The following is a 17,875-nucleotide window of genomic DNA, read 5'->3' as shown; positions in this document are numbered from 1 at the left end:
AAGAGCCATGACAGAAGGCAACTTTGTAGACTATGTGAAGATACACGTTACTTCTGGTAAAGGTGGTAGGGGAAGTGCGCATTTGCACCGCGAAAAGTACATTGCCAAAGGAGGTCCTGACGGTGGTGATGGTGGACGTGGTGGTCACGTGATCATTAGAGCGAATCCCAATTTTTGGACGCTGTATCACCTCAAATTCAAAAGACACTTTAGAGCGGATCACGGTGAAAACGGAGGTAAGCAACGTTCTACCGGTGCCAACGGCCAAGACGTAATAATTGAGGTGCCACGCGGTACGGTGATCCGCAGAACGGAAGACCAAGAGATCTTGCACGAACTCACAGAAGCCAATCAAGAGATCATTATCGCAGAAGGTGGAAAAGGTGGTTTGGGCAACTGGCATTTTAAAAGTGCAACCCGACAAACCCCGCGTTATGCGCAGCCTGGTTTAGAAGGCGAAGAGAAGGACATTACTTTAGAGCTTAAAGTTTTAGCCGATGTTGGCCTGGTAGGCTTCCCCAACGCGGGGAAATCTACTTTACTTTCTGTGATCACGGCAGCTAAGCCTAAAATTGCGGCTTACGAATTCACCACCCTAAAGCCCAACCTAGGTATAGTAGAGTACCGCGATTACCAAACCTTTGTAATGGCAGATATTCCTGGAATCATTGAAGGCGCTGCAGAGGGCAAGGGGATAGGCCACCGTTTTTTACGTCACATAGAGCGCAACTCCATTTTACTGTTTTTGGTTCCTGCAGATGCAGACGATATCTACAAGCAGTATGAGATCTTGTTGGATGAGCTCCGCAGATACAATCCAGAGCTGTTAGACAAAGAGCGCCTCATTGCCATTTCTAAATCCGACATGCTCGACGATGAGCTCAAGGCAGAAATGAAGGCCGAATTGGATGAGCAATTCACCGATGTACCTTATCTTTTTATATCTTCGGTAGCACAAACTGGCTTAATGCCGCTTAAGGATGCGCTATGGAAAATGTTGAACACTTCGACCGAAGAATAATACTCCTTTTGTTTTTAGTTTGCATGGTGGTAGGATGCGGCCCGGCAGCCAAATTCGACTACGACCCAGCAACTGACTTTTCGCAATACAAGACCTATAACTGGTTTCCGACTCTAGAGACCGGAGTCAACGAGTTTGACAATCGCCGTATGATACGCAGCGTAGATAGCATTTTGCAGAGTAGAGGCTTTGTAGAAAGCGAGTCTGCAGATTTTATGATCAATTTTTATGCGGTGGAAGAGATAGTTCCCCCTAACACCGTAGGGATCGGTATCGGAAGCGGAGGTGGCGGAATCGCCGTGGGAGGAAGTGGAAGCATACCTGTTGGCGGAAATAAGATCTTACAAACGCTTACTTTAGATTTTGTAGATCCTGCTACGGACGAACTCATTTGGCAAGGCGTTGCGGTTAGGAAATACTTTACCACAGCCACTGCTGAGCAAAAAAAGGAACACTATTTGAAAGTTGCTTTTAAATTACTGCAGTCTTATCCGCCTAGAAAATGAGGCGTTAAAGAGAAGTAAAAAAGACAGTGCGTTTTAAAAACTTGTGATAGATTTGTCGAGCTATGCGAAAGATCGCCCTCTTAATTTATTTCCTACTTGCTAGCGGCCTGTGTTTTGGGCAAGCAGCTTTGCAGCGCGCTCAAAAGCTCATTGAGCAAAAGAACTACGCACAATCAGAAATCATTCTTGCAGAATACCTCAAGAAAGATCCTAACAATCTACAGGCTCAGGAGCTCTACGGTGATGCCTTGGGTTATCAGGAAAAATGGGACGAGAGCATAGTGGTTTACGAAAAACTCGCACTAAAAAGACCAAAGCACGCAGAGTACCATTACAAATACGGAGGTGCAATGGGCATGAAGGCGCTCTCTGTAAACAAATTCAAAGCCCTTGGAATGTTGAGCGATATCAAGACGGCTTTTATAACTGCTGCGGAGTTGGATCCGAAGCATATCGATGTGCGTTGGGCTTTGGTTGAATTCTATATGCAATTGCCCGGTATAGTGGGTGGGAGTGAGCGCAAAGCTCAGCAATATGCGAACGAACTTTTAGCGCTGTCTCCAGTAGATGGATGGTTGTCTAAAGGCTATATCGCTGAGTACAAAAAAGATTTCCAAGAAGCAGAAAAGGCCTATAAGAAGGCCATAGAAGTGGGCGGTTCCGAGCTTACTTACAACAAACTCATAGATCTGTACGAGGCTCATGGCGAAGGGAAGAAAGCCCTAGAGACCAGTCAGGCTTGTTTGCTGGCTCACAACAATAACCGTTTGCACTATCAGATCGGGAAGATCGCTGCAACCTATAATATCAATCCGGAGCTGGGTATTAACTGCTTGGTGAAATATATAGAGAACTACACGGTAAAAGACGGAGTGCCCAAGGATTGGGCTTATTATCGCCTGGCACAGATCTACAGAAACCTAGGAGATAAAGACCAAGCCAAGCAATGGATAGACAAGGCTTTGGCCTCGCGAGCTGATTTTAAAGAAGCCCGCAAAGAAGCCTTGGTGATCGATCAGATGGCTTGCTGCTAAGTCTTGGCTGCGGATGCTTATCTTTACCTTTTAATTTGAAAAATGCGCGTACACTTTATTGCCATTGGCGGAAGCGCCATGCACAACCTCGCTTTAGCTTTACATCATCAAGGCGATCAGGTCACTGGTAGCGACGATGAGATCTTTGAACCCTCTTATTCTCGCCTGCAAGCTGCTGGCCTTTTGCCAGATAGTTTTGGATGGGATGCAGCCCAGATAACTCCAGATATAGAAGCGATCATTCTGGGGATGCACGCCAAAGGCGACAATCCGGAACTGTTAAGAGCCAAAGAGTTGGGGATACCAATTTTTTCTTATCCGGAGTTTTTATACCAGCAGTCTAAATACAAGACACGTGTTGTTATTGGAGGTTCCCACGGCAAGACTTCCATTACTTCCATGATCTTACATGTGCTCGACTATGTTGAGAAAGATGTAGACTATATGGTTGGCGCCCAGTTAGAAGGTTTTGATAGAATGGTTTCGCTGAACCCTGCCAACGATTTTATGGTCCTAGAGGGAGACGAATACCTTTCGTCCGCCTTAGACTTGAGGCCTAAGTTTCATCTTTACAAACCCAACATCGCTTTATTGAGCGGAATTGCTTGGGATCATATCAACGTATTTCCAACTTTTGAGAATTACGTGGAGCAGTTCGCGATCTTTCTGGAGCAGATCACTCCTGGAGGAGCCATTGTCTATAACGAAGAGGACGAGCATGTGAAAGCTGTTGTAGAAGCCTGTACCCAGCCCATTAAAAAATATCCCTACCGCACGCCAGATTACGAAGTAGAAGACGGAGAAACCCTATTGCATACGCCAGATGGCCCTATGCCCTTACAGATATTTGGTAAACACAACCTAAGTAATTTAGAAGGTGCTCGTTGGATCTGTCAACTTATGGGGGTTGATGCAGAAGATTTTTACGAAGCAATTTCCACTTTTAAAGGGGCTAGCAAACGCTTAGAGCTGGTCGCTAAGTCTAAATCCGCAGTGGCTTATAAAGACTTTGCACATTCACCCTCTAAAGTAGAGGCTACCACCAAAGCACTCAAAGGGCAATATCCAGACCGAACGCTATTGGCTTGTGTGGAATTGCATACCTACAGCAGCTTGACCCCAGAATTCCTAGCCCAGTACAAAGGTGCATTAGATGCTGCGGATGAGGCCGCGGTATTTTACAGTCCACATGCAGTGGAGATCAAGAAATTGGCACCGGTATCTGCTGCTCAGATTGAAGCGGCTTTTAAGCGTAGTGATCTTAAAATATTTACAGATCCAGAGGCTTTTCAGGAGTTCTTATTTGGCCAAGATCTCAGCGTTAAGAATTTATTGCTGATGAGTTCTGGTAATTATGGAGGCTTAGATTTTGAGCGTCTAAAATCACTATACTAGATGCGACTTACAGGAGCGTTAATTGTTTTCTTGTTGCTCAGCGGGTCTATCACGGCTCAAAAAGAGCGTGTTTACGAATTCGATCTACTAGCCATCGATTATGTAACGCCTATTGCTGCCAAAGGCTATCCTTCTAAGTCTTATATGGCGATCAATAGTCAAGACAATAGCTATCAGCTCTACCTCCGAATAGACCTCGAGAATGATGAGGTAGAACTCACCATGATAGATAACAAGGAAGGCTGGTATAACTACTCCACCATGGCTTGGTCTGCTTTTGATCAGACGGAAGTTACTATCGTATTAAAGAGGCGAAATCTGAGTCGATCACGCAGGTCTAAACAATATAAATTCGATTTTACTGCTAGTGGTATTCGCGATACCTTGATCTCCGATAAAACATTCAAAAGCTTTCGCCTGGAATGGACTAAAAAGGATCGAGAGTTGCAATACTGTTACGTAATCGATACTACCTACACCGCGGAGTTTCCCAACATGTCTGCTGAACTATTTTCTAGCAATGTGGAACTGTTGGAGCAAATTCCCAATGGAAGGTTCGAGTCTGTTTTGGTGTACAAAGACGGTGAGGCGCTCACGCGTATAGACAACTTGGATTATCTGCCAATTGCGGTAAAATTGGTGGTCAAATAGGCGCTAAACCCCAAAAGACTTTAAGTGGTGGTCTAAGTGCTTATACTGCATTTTGCCCCACTGCTCTGGCGTAAAATGCCCAAACATAGGGTGCGGATTCCACTCTTGTTGCTGCTTTCTGTTGTGAAAGGCATCTATAAGTTCGTTTAAGGTCTGCTTTTCGGCAACAAAATCTTTTTCTTCTAAGACTTTAAATCGTTTGGGTGTAGGTAGGTTTTTACGCCATGACTTATCGCTGTACATTGATTTTTTGAACAAACGGGCCATAAGTGAAACCTTGGGTTTTTGATATTCACTTTTAAGCGCTGTTTTAAGCGGAAATTGACAGTGATGCAGCATTTGCGCTGGGTTCATCTTGCCCCATTGGTTAGCAGCTTCTGGTGTTAATTTATCAATTCGTGTCTTTATCTCTTGATAGGCCTCAGTTTCGAACAAAGAATTCATTAGCTTGCATTTAGGTGGTTTCTTCCCACAAGATACCTAAAAGTTTGACATCAAAACATAGTTTAAGACGCTTAAAGGATCGTCCGCCGAGCGAGCGACCTCGTGAAAAACTGCAATTGCGTGGGGCGCAAGAATTATCAAATTCTGAACTACTGGCGCTACTGCTGCGCTCTGGAAGCGCAAGCAGCTCTGCGGTGCAACTGGCAGACCAAGTCTTAGATACCACAGCGCATAAATTGGAAAAATTAAGCAGAGCCACTGTGGCCGACCTCTGCCAGATCTCTGGTGTGGGAATGGCAAAGGCAGCTGCTGTGGTGGCAGCCTTTGAACTAGGTCGGCGGGCGCGTTTCCCATCCGAAGAAAAACCCCTACGGATCAACAGCAGTGCAGTAGCCTATCATTGTATGGAACCCCTATTAGGGCATTTAGACCACGAAGAATTCTGGGTACTTTTTCTAAACAATGCACATGGGGTACTGTCGCGTTGTAAGATTAGTAGTGGGGGGTATACGGGTACTCTGGTAGACGTGCGTATAATTCTTAAGAAGGCCCTTTTGGCCAAAGCGGTTGGGATCATCCTGGTGCACAATCATCCTTCTGGGACACTCAAGCCTAGTCAAGCCGATATTGCCCTCACACAAAAGATCGTAAAGGCGGCCAAAAGTATAGATATCACCGTTCTTGATCATCTTATTGTGACCGAAAAAGCGTACTTTAGCTTTGCAGACAAACACCTTTTGTAGCCTTTGGATTCACTGCTTATTTATTGTCCTAAAACCACTCCCAGACTCACATATATCTTTAAGCATATTTGTACGCGTCTGTTGGGGATGGAGATCTCTTTTACCTCTGAGATTCCACCTTTTGTGGCCCATGCTGGCCCAAAAATCTGGTATGGTCCAAGTGGGCAAGGCAGCTCTTTTTTTGTAAAAAGTCATGAGCTTTTATTTGAGCAGGGTGTCACCGATGTGGAGATCAGGGTAAAGCCCTGGGAAGAGACCGTTGGGTTTTTTTCAACCTCTGTAGAGAGTAATCTACCCTTCGATATTTTTGCGGCCAGTTTTTATTTGCTGAGTCGTTATGAAGAGTATCTGCCTCATGTAAAGGATAGTATGGGACGTTATCCTGCAAGCGAAAGTTTGGCATCCCGCTCCGAGTTTTTACACCAGCCTGTTGTAGATATCTGGGCTCATAAATTCTTAAAGGCACTAAAAAAGGTCTTTCCCGACATAAAATACAAACTCCCCGAATATACAACCGAGAATTTGATAGATGTCCCTATGGCATTTAAATACAGGGATAAAGGCTTTTTAAGGAGTTTCTTCGGATATTTTTCTGATTTGTTTAGACTGCGTTTTCGCGCTATTGCACAACGAACACGTGTGTTGTTGTTGCTAAGCAAGGATCCGCACAATACCTTTCAATGGTTGGCAGAGGAGAGCAAGAAATCTGGAGCCAGCTATCGCTGCTTTTTTCAGGTTGGAGATTATTCCTTAGACGACTACAACATCTCTCACCACAAAAAAGCCTATCGAAGTCTTATAAAATCCGCAGCAGATTATGCTCCTGTCGGTTTGCGTATCTCGCATCGCGCCTTAGCCGATTTTGCTCAGCTCAAAGAAGAAAAACGACGTTTGGAGGCCATAACCAACCGACCGGTGGAATCTAGTATCAATGCCTCCGGGGTATTGAATATTCCAGAGATTTTACGGGCGCTTGTAGATCTTGAGATCACTTCTAACTATTCAATGGGTTATAACGAAACCCCAGGGTTTCGAGCAGGTACAAGCAGGCCATTTTATTTCTACGATCTTGACTTTGAAGTTCAAACCCCCTTGCGCTTGGTTCCCTATTGTATAGCGCATAGCGCTGTTGAGGAGTTGAGCCAAGAGCAGATAGAAGAGTTGATCCAAAGATACAGTGCGCAATTAAAAGCAGTGGGAGGTCGTTTAACAACCCTCTTGCAAAACGATACCTTTGCCCTTAGTTTTGAAAATCGATTTTGGCGCAATATTTACATGCAAAGACTCAGCTGATGAATAACCGAAATATCACCGACATTTTCTTCGATCTGGACCACACCCTTTGGGATTTCGACAAGAACTCAGGTCTGGCTTTCGAGCGTGTTTTCAAATCCTTTGAAATTCCGTTAAAGTTGGAAGATTTCTTAGCGGTCTATGAACCCATTAATTTGCAGTATTGGAGACTGTATCGTGAAGAACGTATCGAAAAGCAAGCCTTAAGACGTGGCCGTTTAGGAGATGCCTTTGCGCAGTTCGAGCTCAGCTATCCGTTAAACACCATAGATGCTATGGCGGAGCAATATATAGAGGAACTTCCCAAAGACAATTACCTTTTTGATGGAGCCGAAGAACTGTTGGAGTATTTGCAGCCCAACTACAGACTGCATCTAATAACTAATGGTTTTCACGGCGTCCAACACAGAAAGATCCAAAATTCTGGGATCGCTCATTTTTTTGAAACAGTGACTACCTCAGAAGACGTAGGAGCTAAAAAGCCGAACCCCAAGGTTTTTGAGCATGCTTTAGCGCTTGCGGGTGTAACAGCTACTACCTCTATGATGATAGGTGATAGTTTCGAAGCCGATATACTCGGCGCAGAAGCCGTTGGCTTTAAAACCATCTTTTTCAACTATAGGAATCAAGACGTAGCGCAAGGGCGAATCGTTGTGAACTCGCTAGACGCTATTAAAAACCACCTCTAAGGCAATACACTATTGTATAAAGCGTTGTATATTTAGGCAACCCCAAACCTACGCCCATGAGACCGAAAATCTTTTTTCTTCTCGTTTTGTGTTGTGTTCTGAGTTCTTGTATTCGAGACACGGACTTTGAGCAAGCAGACCAGATTACCCTAAGTCCAGAATACGAACTGGATTTGGTGTATTTTACGGTAGATACTTCCATGTTTGAAGCCGTAGGCGAATTGGGGGACAGCTTTAGAGTTACCGATACCACTAATATTCGGTTTCTTGACGACAGCTTTATAAGAGAATCATTGGTGCGAGCCGAGGTTTTCTTTAGACTTACTAACAGTATCCCCCGCGATTTCGAGCTAGAGGTAGAGTTCATGACCCTGGCTAACGAAGTGCAATACCAATTTGGTATTCCAATAGCGGCTGGTTCTGTAGGCGCCCCCGTTATCACTGAGCATATCGAAATATTCGAAACCACAGAAGAGCTGCAAGCTTTGACCAATTCTTCTCGTGTGGTGATCAGTGTGTCTAGTCCAGAATCTGTTGAGGCTCTGGAAGGAACATTGAACCTACAATCTAAATCCGCTTACTTCCTGGAGTATTAGATTATGCGAAAATTATTGTATTGTTTATTGTTCCTGCCGATGGGAGCAGGCTTGGTAGCTCAGAACAAGACGATTGTTTTTGGGTATGAGGAAATACCCCAGTCCTTGCTGGTAAATCCCGCTGCCGACATGCCTCAGGATTTCCATGCCGGAATTCCCCTATTGTCGCAGTTCTATCTGCACGGTGGGGCAAGCGGTGTCTCTGCCTACGATATTTTTCAAGAGTCTTCCACAGATATCAATCAGCGCATAACGACCGCAATAAATAATATGGATTTTCGCGATTTCTTTACTGTGAACCAACAGTTAGAAATACTGAGTGCCGGTTGGCGTAACAAAAAAGGAGATTACCTCTCCGCAGGGCTTTATCAGGAGCTCGATGTTTTGGCTTATTTTCCAGAGGACCTCGCCGTCTTGGCTTGGGAGGGCAATCGCAATTATATAGGCCGAAGCTTTGATCTTGGGCAACTCAGTGTTACTTCGGAGGTGCTTATGGTATACCATGTTGGTATCAGCAGGCAGTTTAATAAGAACCTCAGGGTTGGAGCGCGTGCAAAATTGTATTCAAACATTGCCCATGTGAGCTCAACAGCAAATCGCGGTAGCTTTTTAACTACTGAGAACCCCGGAACGCTCAACATCTATCAACACATAATCAGTAACGCAGATATAGAAGTAAGAACCTCGGGTATCGATGCGATTTCTGAAGCCGAAATCCCAGGTCGAGAAGCGACTAAAAGGGCTCTGTTGGGTGGTAACCTCGGTCTTGGAGTGGATCTTGGAATTAGTTACGATTGGGACAGAAACTGGACCTTCGATGCTAGTATTCTGGACTTAGGATTTGTATACCACGGTAATGATGTAAAAAGGTATACCGCGGCAGGAGACTTTGTGCTAGATGGCGTGGAATTTATATTCCCACCCTTGAGCGACGGGCAACGGACCTTGGACTATTATCGGAACCTGACAGACGACCTAGACGCTTCAATTCCTAGAGACACTATATCGAACGGATATATTCAACTGCGCCCAACTAAGATCAACGCGGCTTTATCCTATGGTTTTGGAACCTTTGGAGAAGGAGAGGAGTGTAATTGTCTCAATAAGGAAAGCACCCGCTTTAGAGAGCGGCTGGGGTTGCAATTCTTTAGTGTGATCAGGCCGCGTAGGCCACACATGGCGCTTTCTGCTTTCTATTATCGCAGACTCACTGGCTTTTTGTCGGCCAAGATTGCTTATACGGTCGATGAATATTCTGCCAGCAATTTAGGAGGTGGTTTTGCTGCGGATATTGGCCCTGTTAACTTCTATTTTACAGTCGATAACATTTTGAGATATGGCAATGTTGCAAGGGCAAAAAATGTATCTTTGCAAGTAGGGCTAAATCTTAAATTATCTTCTGAATGAAACTACGATTTCTCGTACTGATCGCGGCAATTCTTTTCAGCTCGCTCAGCAGTGCGCAAAAAAGCATTCACGACTATCATTACATCTTTGTTCCCGATCAGTTTGAATTCCTTAAAGGAAAAGATCAATATCAGGTGAATTCCTTGGTGCGATTCTTATTTAAAAAGCACGGATTTAACGCCTATATCGGAGATGAGTTACCGCTGGCATTAAAGAAACAGCCTTGCAAAGGACTGTATGCCGATGTGCAAGGAATGGAGAATTTTATGCATACCAAGGTGCAGATCAGCATCAAGGATTGCTATGGAGAAGTACTTTTCACCTCTCCAGAAGGTAAGAGCAAAGACAAGAACTATCGCAAAGCCTATCATGGAGCAGTCAGAGAAGCCTTTGAAGCCATAGCTGCATTGAACGTAAAACAACTGCCATTGGCTGTCCTAGACGATGTAGTAGATCAGCTTGACGAAGAGGAAGCTGAGGTTGAAACTGAAGAGGCGGCGGAAGTTGAAGTTGAAGCGCAAGAGGAGGCGCCAGTAGCTATTGAGCTGCAAGGTGATCTCGATGCGGAGGTAATAGAAGCCGTTAAGGTGATTCATTTGGTTTATAAAGACTACGAACTGATCAAAAAAGGGCGTGTTTATCAGGTGCTGTATAAAGGCGAGCAGATCGGTACGGCAGAACCTACTCAAGAAGCGAATGTCTACAAAGTAAATACGACACAATTCACAGGAATGGGCTACGAAGGTAATGAGGCCTTTAGACTGGAAAGAGCCATAGAAGGCCTTGACCAGACCATCACTATGTTGTTCAAATCAAAACAGTAGGTAATGTCAAAACTCGGAATTATTTGTGCAGTTTTTTTGAGTTTCCTTTTTATCGCCTGTGACGAAAAGGAAACCAAGTCAGAAAAAGACTCCGCAACATCGACAGTAAAAAAGGAGAAAGATCAGGCTAAAGAAGCTCGAAAGGGACTCTTTGAACTGATGCCTTCTAGTGAAACTGGGATTGACTTTGCCAATACCTTGGTAGACGATGTGTCCACCATCGAGAACCTCTTTAATTTTGACTATTTCTACAATGGGGCGGGAGTGGCTGTAGCAGACTTTGACAACGACGGACTCCAAGATCTTTTCTTTGCCGGAAATCAGCAACCCAATAAGCTCTACAAGAACCTCGGCGGATTAAAGTTTGAAGATCTAAGCGAAAAAGCAGGTATAAACCAAGGAAAGGTTTGGGCTAACGGGGTTACCGTTGCAGATGTGAATCAAGACGGTCTTTTAGACATTTATGTGAGTCAAGGAGGGCCAAAACAAAGGCAAGATCGGCAGAACCTACTTTTTATAAACCAAGGAGATTTTAAGTTCCAAGAGTCGGCCGTGGCTTATGGCCTTAACGATAACGGGATCAGTACACAAGCGGTATTCTTTGATTACGACAAAGACGGAGACCTTGATTGTGTGGTCTCTAACGAGAACGAATTCTACGGTTTGGATCCGCAGCGATTCTACGCAACCATAGATAAGAGCAAAGAGAATTTGTATAACAGCAGCACCCACTTGTATCGTAACGACGGTGGTAAATTCACAGATGTTAGCGAGCGAGCTGGCGTACTGACCGCCTCTTTTGGTTTAGGAGTTAGCGTAAGCGACATTAATCAAGACGGTTGGCTGGATATCTACATTGCCAACGATTATTATGTACCAGATGCTCTTTATATCAATCAGGGTAATGGGACCTTTAAAAACCAGGTTAAGGAGACCACCAAACAGGTGTCTTTTTATGGAATGGGAGTAGATATAGACGACCTTAACAATGACGGCCTAAAGGATATTTTTGTGCTCGATATGGCCTCCAGCGATCATATTCGCTCTAAAACACTAATGGCCTCTATGAACGAGGCGCGTTTTTCATTGTTGGTAGACACGTACGATATGCCGTATCAGTATATGTACAATAGTGTACAGCTGAATCAGGGCGATGCGAAATTTATAAACGTGGCCCAACAAACCAAAATGGCGAAGACCGATTGGTCATGGGCAGGACTTATAACCGATTATGATCTGGATGGTAACAAAGACGTCTATGTGACCAACGGTTACAGACGTTACGCCTTAGACAATGATCTGCGCAGACAGGTTGCAGAAGTGCAACAGGCCTATGCTGGGCAGGTTCCGGTAGAGGTAAAGAAACAGCTTTACGATGCCATGCCGTCAGAAAAGTTATCGAACATCATGTTCTGGAACAAGGGTGAACTGGCCTTTGAGAATCAAGCTTACAATTGGGGATTGGCAAATCCGTCCTTCTCTAACGGCGCTATCTATGCCGATCTAGACAACGATGGCGACTTGGAATTGGTGGTTAACAATATCGACGAGACGGCCTTTGTTTATAAGAATACAGCTGTAGAGCGAGGACTGAACAACTTTATCAGTGTGGAGACCCAAGGGCTGCTCTCTGAGGCTTTTCCTCAGGTGTATCTCACGCAGCAAGATGGCAGTTCACAACTCATAGAAGCTAAGCGGGTTCGCGGTTATCTTTCTGCAACAACACAAACTGCGACTTTTGGAATAGGGCAGGACGCAACTGCCGCGGAGGTTAAAGTGGTTTGGCCTAGCGGAAAGCAAGAGGTTCGTAAAGATGTAGCTGCTAACAGCAAGTTGATCTTTAAAGAATCCGAAGCAACAGAAGCTGCAGGGAATATGAAAACGCCACCACCCATGATCAAAGCTTCTGCATCGAATTACGGCCTGGAATTCTCGCATCAAGAGAACGATTATAACGATTTTAGTCTGGAAGTGCTTTTGCCGTATAAGCAATCTACTATGGGGCCTTTTATAGCTACTGCGGATGTTAACGGTGATGGTTTGGAAGATGTTTTTGTCGGAGGCGCTGCAGGACAGGCGGGCCAACTTTTTAAACAAACTACTACAGGTTTTAGTCGCGTACGTGTTCCGGCTTTTACAACCGATGCCGGATCTGAAGACCTCAAGGCAATCTTTTTTGATGCCGACGGCGACCAAGACCTTGACCTTTATGTGGTCAGCGGAGGCAACGCCTTTGCGCAAGGTTCTAAAAGATATACAGATCGCTTGTATCTCAACGACGGTAAGGGCGGTTTTTCAAAAAGTGCAGACTCCGGATTAGGGGGAATGACCCACAGCGGGCAAGCTGTTGCTGCATTGGATTACGACAAAGACGGCGATCTTGATCTGTTTGTTGGTAACCGCTTGATGCCACAGCATTATCCGCAAGCAGCTCCTAGCTATTTGCTCAACAATGATGGAGCAGGGCATTTCACGCCTGCAGACAATAGCAGCTTTTCGGCAGCAGCCGGACTAGGCTTGGTCAATGATGTTCTGGTCACGGATTTTGATGCCGACGGTTGGTCCGATCTGATCATTGCTGTAGAATGGGATGCTGTAAAGATGTTTAGAAACAATCAAGGTGTATTTGAACCCTACACGGCTGTAGCAGGTTTGGATCAAAACAAGGGTTGGTGGTTCTCTGTTAGTGAAACAGACATTAACGCAGATGGAAAACCGGATTATATCTTGGGTAACCTTGGCGTGAATAGTAAGTACAAGGCTACTAACGAGAGCCCGCTAAAAGTGTACGGACACGATTTTGACGACAACGGCACTTTTGATCTGGTCTTGAGTTCCAAGTATAACGGTAGGGACGTACCTGTTCGCGGTAGGGAGTGTTCTTCTCAGCAAATGCCTTTCATTGCTCAGAAATTTGAGACCTATGCTTCTTTTGCCAATGCTTCCTTGCAAGATATTTACGGAGCTAAGCTTAACGAGGCCTATCAGCGAGAGGTGAATCAGTTCCATTCTATGGTCTTGCTAAGCACGAACTCCGGCACCTATAAACTCGATGAATTACCGGCCTTTGCCCAAACGGCACCAATACTTGGAGGTGTTTCACTCGATCTAAACGGTGACGATCAAACGGAATTCATCGCTGTTGGAAATATTTACAATACGGAGGTAGAAACACCGCGTATGGATATGGGAACCGGGCTTATCATTCAGTCTCAAAACGGAACTATGAAAACCCTTGGCGGACCAGCAGCCTTTTATGTAGAGGGAGATGCCAAATCCATCAAAACGGTGAATCACAAAGGCAGCGGTAAAACCTTGATCCTGGTAGGGAGAAATAATGCTTCTATGGCAGTTTACGAATATTCAGACTCTTAATCAGAACTTGTATTTGTCTTTCCACAATTGACTCAGATATTCCTTGAGAGCTCTTTCGCGCTTGTTGTTTCCCGGTCTGTAGAAATTGAAGTTGCTAAGTTCTTCTGGTAAGAACTGATGCGGCACAAAATTGCCTTCGTAATTGTGCGCATATTGATAACCTTCTGAATACCCTAGTTCTTTCATGAGCTTGGTTGGGGCATTGCGAATAGATAGCGGAACAGATAGGTCTCCTTGTTGTCTAACAGCTTGTTGGGCTTCATTTATGGCTACATAAGAGGCATTGCTCTTGGCTGAGGTTGCCAAATAGATCGCGCATTGTGAAAGTATGATACGAGCTTCAGGGTATCCGATCACGGTTACGGCCTGAAAGGTACTGTTAGCAACCATCAAAGCTTGGGGATTAGCATTGCCAATATCTTCAGAAGCTAGGATTAGCATTCTGCGTGCTATGAATTTTACATCCTCACCGCCTTCTATCATTCTGGCTAACCAGTAGACGGCTGCGTTAGGGTCGCTGCCTCGTATCGATTTGATAAAGGCGGATACTATGTCGTAATGCTGTTCGCCGGTTTTGTCATATCGAACTACATTCTGCTGTACCTTTTGGGTTACAAGATCATCAGTGATCACTATTGGTTCGGTAGTGGCGGTGGCCACGACCAATTCGAGGATGTTGAGTAACTTTCTGGCATCCCCTCCAGAAATGCGCATCATAGCTTCCGTTTCCTGCAGTTTTATCTTTTTTTGACTCAGTATATTGTCTTGAGCTATTGCACGCTTTAAAAGAGCTTCTAAATCGTTTTTAGAGAAAGCATTCAGTACATAAACCTGACAACGCGACAAAAGGGCTGGAATTACCTCAAAACTCGGATTTTCCGTTGTGGCGCCAATGAGTGTGACCCATCCTTTCTCCACAGCCTCCAAAAGTGAATCTTGTTGTGATTTACTGAACCGATGGATCTCGTCTATAAAAAGTAGCGGATTCTTAGTCGTAAATAACCCGTCTTCTTTTTTTGCTCTGGCAATTACCTCACGAACGTCTTTAACACCGCTACTAATTGCACTGAGCTTAAAAAAAGGACGTTCAACCGTATTGGCAATAATGGTGGCCAAGGTAGTCTTTCCTGTTCCGGGTGGTCCCCAGAGGATCAATGATGGAAGCACCCCTTGCTTAATTTGATTGGTCAGCGACCCATCTGGTCCAACCAAATGTTGCTGACTAATATAGTCGTCCAGCGTTCTGGGTCTAATGCGTTCTGCCAAGGGTGCGTTCATGGTTTAAAAATACGTTTTAGTTCAAGAAGTGACAATTTAGCAGCAGGGAATTCATGGCTAAATTTTTGATACTTTAGAAGTATGCGACAAATAGAGTATCCTTCTGTTTTTGAATTCCGGCGGATAGCAATTGCTGTAGGTCTTGTTATGCTTTTGTGGATTGCTCTCTGGGCAGACCTGCGCTTTGACTTGAATCTGAGAAGTTTGGGTGTGTACCCAAGAACTGCGGAAGGACTAAAAGGGATCTTCTTAACACCTTTTATCCATAAAGACCTCAGCCACTTGACCAACAATAGTATTTCGTTGGTGGCGCTGCTGTGGTTCTTATTCTATTTCTACCCTAAGGCTGCTTGGAATGTCTTAGTCTGGGGGATCGTATTGTCTGGTTTAGGAACTTGGCTTATAGGGCGTCCTGCTTTTCATATAGGGGCAAGTGGTGTAGTGTATATGTTAGTGAGTTTCTTGTTCTTTAAAGGAGTTTTTAGCGGCTACTACAGGCTTATTGCGCTTTCTTTGATAGTAGTGTTTTTATATGGTGGATTGTTGTGGTATGTATTCCCGATCGACCCCAAGATTTCTTGGGAAGGGCATTTGTCTGGATTCTTTGTGGGCTTTGTCTTTGCCGGATTGGTCAAAAGTGGGGTAGTGCGAGATTATCATTATCCCTGGGAACATCCAGAGTTTGATCCGACTAAGGATCCTTTTATGCGACGCTTTGATGAACAGGGTAATTTTGTGCCCGATGAACCTGAGTCAATAGAAGAGCAGGTAGAAGCTGCTGAAAAGATTCAGGTCAACTACAAGTTTAGACCATCCGAAGATAAAAGTACTAATTAGGCCAATCGCTGTCGTTGCGCTTCGAAAAGAATTACGGCGCTGGCTACCGCCACATTTAGCGAATCGACCTCTTCTGCAATAGGGATATGAACTTGCGTGTCTACCATTTTCAATACAGACGGGTTGATTCCTTTACCCTCTGAACCCATAATAAGCGCGAAACCACCTTTTAGGTCCGTGTCATACACAGATTGATCCCCTTTCTCGGTAGCCGCGATGATAGGAATGCCTTCTGCCTGAAAGTGGAAAAGCGCATCTTTTATATGATCTACTTTACAGATTGGAATTTTGAATAGTGTACCTGCGGAGGTTTTAACCGCATCAGCATTTACAGGAGCACCTCCTTTTTTCTGGATGATAATTCCACTGACACCTGCAGCCACTGCGGATCTTATAATAGCGCCAAAATTACGAACATCACTGATCTGATCTAGCAGTAGAAATAGGGGAGCCTTTTCGTTAGAGGTAGCGTTTGCGATCATTGTTTCGAGGCTCACAAAACTCACCGGGGCAATATTGGCGACTATGCCTTGATGATTGCGTCCTTTAGCCAGCTTTTGAAGTTTCTCCATTGGCACGTAAGAGATGGTCGCTCCTTGTTTTGCACATTCGTTAAGTAGCGCTTTAACTTTTGGGTGCTGCTGATTGGATTGTGCGAAAACCTTGGCAATGCTCATCTCTGCATTTAAAGCTTCTTCTAAAGCGTGTATTCCGTAAATTCTACTGACTTGTTCCATAGGGCAAAAATAAAAAAGCTGCCTCGAAAGGCAGCTTTTTCTATATAATAAGTGAGAATCTTATTGTTTAGTGAGTGTAGCAAATACATCTCTTGGAGATTCACCACAGTCGCTGTCTGAATTGTCAGTAAAGCGGATGATGAATACTGAATCGTCTCCAGTTGTGTACTCACCCAATTCTCCGTTTGGAGATGGGCCAATAGTCAAACCAGAAGAACATTGAAGTCCAGAGTTCTGTCCTGGAGGAATCACAACTGTGTTACAAATGAACTGCATTGCGAAATCAACAGGATCCTGACCTACACCAGCGTCTGGAAGGTACACGTAGTCGAATGCACGATCTACAGAAGTACCACCTTCTGGGAAGTACATTTCAACGATTCCACCTTCTTCAAATACGTTGAAGTCAAGTACACCTGGTACACCGTTAGTGATTTGGTATGGTCCAAGGAACTCTTCTTCACCCACAGGACATACTACCGGAGTAGTGTACTGGAAAGGAGAAGCAAAGAATCCACCAGTGATGATACCACCAGCGTTGTTTACAGAGAATGTACGACCGTCAGTAAGGTTCAACGCGAAACGTGTAGTGAAAGTGTCACCACCGAAAATATCGTCTGGACCAAGTCCGACAGCAGCTAGCATTTCAGTAAGAGTTAAGGTGTAAGTAGTTCTTGGAAGTCCAAATGGACCTGGAGAGAACTCACTTGCAGGAATGTTACGGATAAATACTTCCTCGGTAGTTGCAGCAGAAGAATCACCTTCGTCAGCAGAACCGTCCGCAAAAGTCAAGTATGCGTCAACACTTTCAAGAAGTGCACCACCTTGGTTGTCTTGCTCTTCGATTTCAACAGAGAAAACGGCGTCTGTAGAACCTAAAGGAAGTTCGTTAGACGTGATGGCGATAGTTCTAAGAACTGCACCAGAAGTCACACCGTCAAATACCTGATCAATCGTATTGTTTGAGTCTTGCTCACAAGAAGTTGTACCCATAACGAGTACAGCTCCTAGTGCGGCAATTTTTAATAGATTTTTCATTCTTATC

At 44.6% G+C, this 17,875-nt stretch carries 17 protein-coding genes; 13 read left to right on the top strand and 4 right to left on the bottom strand.

The features are described 5' to 3' along the window. Window positions 1–7: 7 nt before the first annotated feature. The 5 genes from obgE to AC0J2F_RS04295 all read left to right on the top strand — a co-directional run bounded on the left by obgE (window position 8) and on the right by AC0J2F_RS04295 (window position 4,607). Window positions 8–1,021 (top strand): GTPase ObgE, encoded by a 1,014-nt coding sequence (gene obgE, locus AC0J2F_RS04315; protein ID WP_473008996.1) that lies wholly within the window; start codon window positions 8–10, stop codon window positions 1,019–1,021. A gap of 8 nt (window positions 1,022–1,029) precedes the next feature. Further along, on the top strand, window positions 1,030–1,527 hold the full coding sequence (locus AC0J2F_RS04310) for a DUF4136 domain-containing protein (RefSeq protein ID WP_473008995.1): 498 nt from the start codon (window positions 1,030–1,032) through the stop codon (window positions 1,525–1,527). A gap of 62 nt (window positions 1,528–1,589) precedes the next feature. Further along, window positions 1,590–2,561 carry a tetratricopeptide repeat protein gene (locus AC0J2F_RS04305; RefSeq protein ID WP_473008994.1) on the top strand — a complete coding sequence of 324 codons (972 nt, stop codon included), beginning with the start codon at window positions 1,590–1,592 and terminating at the stop codon, window positions 2,559–2,561. A 42-nt stretch (window positions 2,562–2,603) separates the two neighbouring features. Further along, window positions 2,604–3,956 carry a UDP-N-acetylmuramate--L-alanine ligase gene (locus AC0J2F_RS04300; RefSeq protein ID WP_473008993.1) on the top strand — a complete coding sequence of 451 codons (1,353 nt, stop codon included), beginning with the start codon at window positions 2,604–2,606 and terminating at the stop codon, window positions 3,954–3,956. Continuing rightward, window positions 3,957–4,607: a hypothetical protein gene (locus AC0J2F_RS04295; RefSeq protein WP_473008992.1), complete on the top strand. Its 651-nt coding sequence runs from the start codon at window positions 3,957–3,959 to the stop codon at window positions 4,605–4,607. A gap of 3 nt (window positions 4,608–4,610) precedes the next feature. Here AC0J2F_RS04295 and AC0J2F_RS04290 read toward each other — a convergent pair whose 3' ends face one another. Next, the gene (locus tag AC0J2F_RS04290; RefSeq protein WP_473008991.1) at window positions 4,611–5,051 is read right to left on the bottom strand and encodes a DUF1569 domain-containing protein; all 441 of its coding nucleotides are present in this window, start codon (window positions 5,049–5,051) and stop codon (window positions 4,611–4,613) included. A 44-nt stretch (window positions 5,052–5,095) separates the two neighbouring features. Here AC0J2F_RS04290 and radC point away from each other — a divergent pair, with 44 nt between their 5' ends. From radC to AC0J2F_RS04255, 7 genes are read left to right on the top strand one after another with little or no spacing between them, the layout of a single operon-like run. Then, window positions 5,096–5,794, top strand: coding sequence for a RadC family protein (gene radC / locus AC0J2F_RS04285; protein WP_473008990.1), 699 nt, complete (start codon window positions 5,096–5,098; stop codon window positions 5,792–5,794). Window positions 5,795–5,797: 3 nt separating this feature from the next. Continuing rightward, window positions 5,798–7,087: a DUF7033 domain-containing protein gene (locus AC0J2F_RS04280; protein ID WP_473008989.1), complete on the top strand. Its 1,290-nt coding sequence runs from the start codon at window positions 5,798–5,800 to the stop codon at window positions 7,085–7,087. Next, window positions 7,087–7,776 carry a YjjG family noncanonical pyrimidine nucleotidase gene (locus tag AC0J2F_RS04275; RefSeq protein ID WP_473008988.1) on the top strand — a complete coding sequence of 230 codons (690 nt, stop codon included), beginning with the start codon at window positions 7,087–7,089 and terminating at the stop codon, window positions 7,774–7,776. Before AC0J2F_RS04280 ends, AC0J2F_RS04275 begins: the two co-directional genes overlap by 1 nt. 56 nt (window positions 7,777–7,832) lie before the next feature. Next, window positions 7,833–8,372: a hypothetical protein gene (locus AC0J2F_RS04270; protein ID WP_473008987.1), complete on the top strand. Its 540-nt coding sequence runs from the start codon at window positions 7,833–7,835 to the stop codon at window positions 8,370–8,372. A 3-nt stretch (window positions 8,373–8,375) separates the two neighbouring features. Then, window positions 8,376–9,779 carry a DUF5723 family protein gene (locus AC0J2F_RS04265; RefSeq protein WP_473008986.1) on the top strand — a complete coding sequence of 468 codons (1,404 nt, stop codon included), beginning with the start codon at window positions 8,376–8,378 and terminating at the stop codon, window positions 9,777–9,779. After that, window positions 9,776–10,603 carry a hypothetical protein gene (locus AC0J2F_RS04260; RefSeq protein WP_473008985.1) on the top strand — a complete coding sequence of 276 codons (828 nt, stop codon included), beginning with the start codon at window positions 9,776–9,778 and terminating at the stop codon, window positions 10,601–10,603. Before AC0J2F_RS04265 ends, AC0J2F_RS04260 begins: the two co-directional genes overlap by 4 nt. A gap of 3 nt (window positions 10,604–10,606) precedes the next feature. Next, window positions 10,607–13,978 (top strand): VCBS repeat-containing protein, encoded by a 3,372-nt coding sequence (locus AC0J2F_RS04255; RefSeq protein WP_473008984.1) that lies wholly within the window; start codon window positions 10,607–10,609, stop codon window positions 13,976–13,978. Here AC0J2F_RS04255 and AC0J2F_RS04250 read toward each other — a convergent pair whose 3' ends face one another. Beyond that, complete coding sequence (locus AC0J2F_RS04250) at window positions 13,979–15,256, bottom strand: replication-associated recombination protein A (RefSeq protein ID WP_473008983.1); 1,278 nt, start codon at window positions 15,254–15,256, stop codon at window positions 13,979–13,981. Window positions 15,257–15,337: 81 nt separating this feature from the next. Here AC0J2F_RS04250 and AC0J2F_RS04245 point away from each other — a divergent pair, with 81 nt between their 5' ends. Continuing rightward, on the top strand, window positions 15,338–16,093 hold the full coding sequence (locus AC0J2F_RS04245) for a rhomboid family intramembrane serine protease (RefSeq protein ID WP_473008981.1): 756 nt from the start codon (window positions 15,338–15,340) through the stop codon (window positions 16,091–16,093). Here the strand turns inward: AC0J2F_RS04245 and rlmB are convergent. Both rlmB and AC0J2F_RS04235 read right to left on the bottom strand, forming a co-directional pair. Beyond that, the gene (gene rlmB, locus AC0J2F_RS04240; RefSeq protein ID WP_473008979.1) at window positions 16,090–16,830 is read right to left on the bottom strand and encodes a 23S rRNA (guanosine(2251)-2'-O)-methyltransferase RlmB; all 741 of its coding nucleotides are present in this window, start codon (window positions 16,828–16,830) and stop codon (window positions 16,090–16,092) included. The two genes, AC0J2F_RS04245 and rlmB, sit on opposite strands and share 4 nt — an antisense overlap. Before the next feature lie 60 nt (window positions 16,831–16,890). Then, window positions 16,891–17,868 (bottom strand): hypothetical protein, encoded by a 978-nt coding sequence (locus tag AC0J2F_RS04235; protein ID WP_473008977.1) that lies wholly within the window; start codon window positions 17,866–17,868, stop codon window positions 16,891–16,893. Window positions 17,869–17,875 lie beyond the last annotated feature (7 nt).

The sequence above is a fragment of the Gilvibacter sp. CC01 genome, from assembly GCF_055755295.1.
This window is presented reverse-complemented; position numbering and strand designations above follow the sequence as displayed.

Excerpts from the sequence above, each read along its gene's own strand:
- AC0J2F_RS04275 (WP_473008988.1), top strand. The coding sequence starts at position 7,087 with ATGAATAACCGAAATATCACCGACATTTTCTTCGATCTGGACCACACC.
- AC0J2F_RS04245 (WP_473008981.1), top strand. The coding sequence starts at position 15,338 with ATGCGACAAATAGAGTATCCTTCTGTTTTTGAATTCCGGCGGATAGCA.
- AC0J2F_RS04295 (WP_473008992.1), top strand. The coding sequence starts at position 3,957 with ATGCGACTTACAGGAGCGTTAATTGTTTTCTTGTTGCTCAGCGGGTCT.
- AC0J2F_RS04260 (WP_473008985.1), top strand. The coding sequence starts at position 9,776 with ATGAAACTACGATTTCTCGTACTGATCGCGGCAATTCTTTTCAGCTCG.
- AC0J2F_RS04250 (WP_473008983.1), bottom strand. The coding sequence starts at position 15,256 with ATGAACGCACCCTTGGCAGAACGCATTAGACCCAGAACGCTGGACGAC.
- AC0J2F_RS04290 (WP_473008991.1), bottom strand. The coding sequence starts at position 5,051 with ATGAATTCTTTGTTCGAAACTGAGGCCTATCAAGAGATAAAGACACGA.
- rlmB (WP_473008979.1), bottom strand. The coding sequence starts at position 16,830 with ATGGAACAAGTCAGTAGAATTTACGGAATACACGCTTTAGAAGAAGCT.
- AC0J2F_RS04255 (WP_473008984.1), top strand. The coding sequence starts at position 10,607 with ATGTCAAAACTCGGAATTATTTGTGCAGTTTTTTTGAGTTTCCTTTTT.
- AC0J2F_RS04265 (WP_473008986.1), top strand. The coding sequence starts at position 8,376 with ATGCGAAAATTATTGTATTGTTTATTGTTCCTGCCGATGGGAGCAGGC.
- AC0J2F_RS04300 (WP_473008993.1), top strand. The coding sequence starts at position 2,604 with ATGCGCGTACACTTTATTGCCATTGGCGGAAGCGCCATGCACAACCTC.
- AC0J2F_RS04235 (WP_473008977.1), bottom strand. The coding sequence starts at position 17,868 with ATGAAAAATCTATTAAAAATTGCCGCACTAGGAGCTGTACTCGTTATG.
- AC0J2F_RS04305 (WP_473008994.1), top strand. The coding sequence starts at position 1,590 with ATGCGAAAGATCGCCCTCTTAATTTATTTCCTACTTGCTAGCGGCCTG.
- AC0J2F_RS04270 (WP_473008987.1), top strand. The coding sequence starts at position 7,833 with ATGAGACCGAAAATCTTTTTTCTTCTCGTTTTGTGTTGTGTTCTGAGT.
- obgE (WP_473008996.1), top strand. The coding sequence starts at position 8 with ATGACAGAAGGCAACTTTGTAGACTATGTGAAGATACACGTTACTTCT.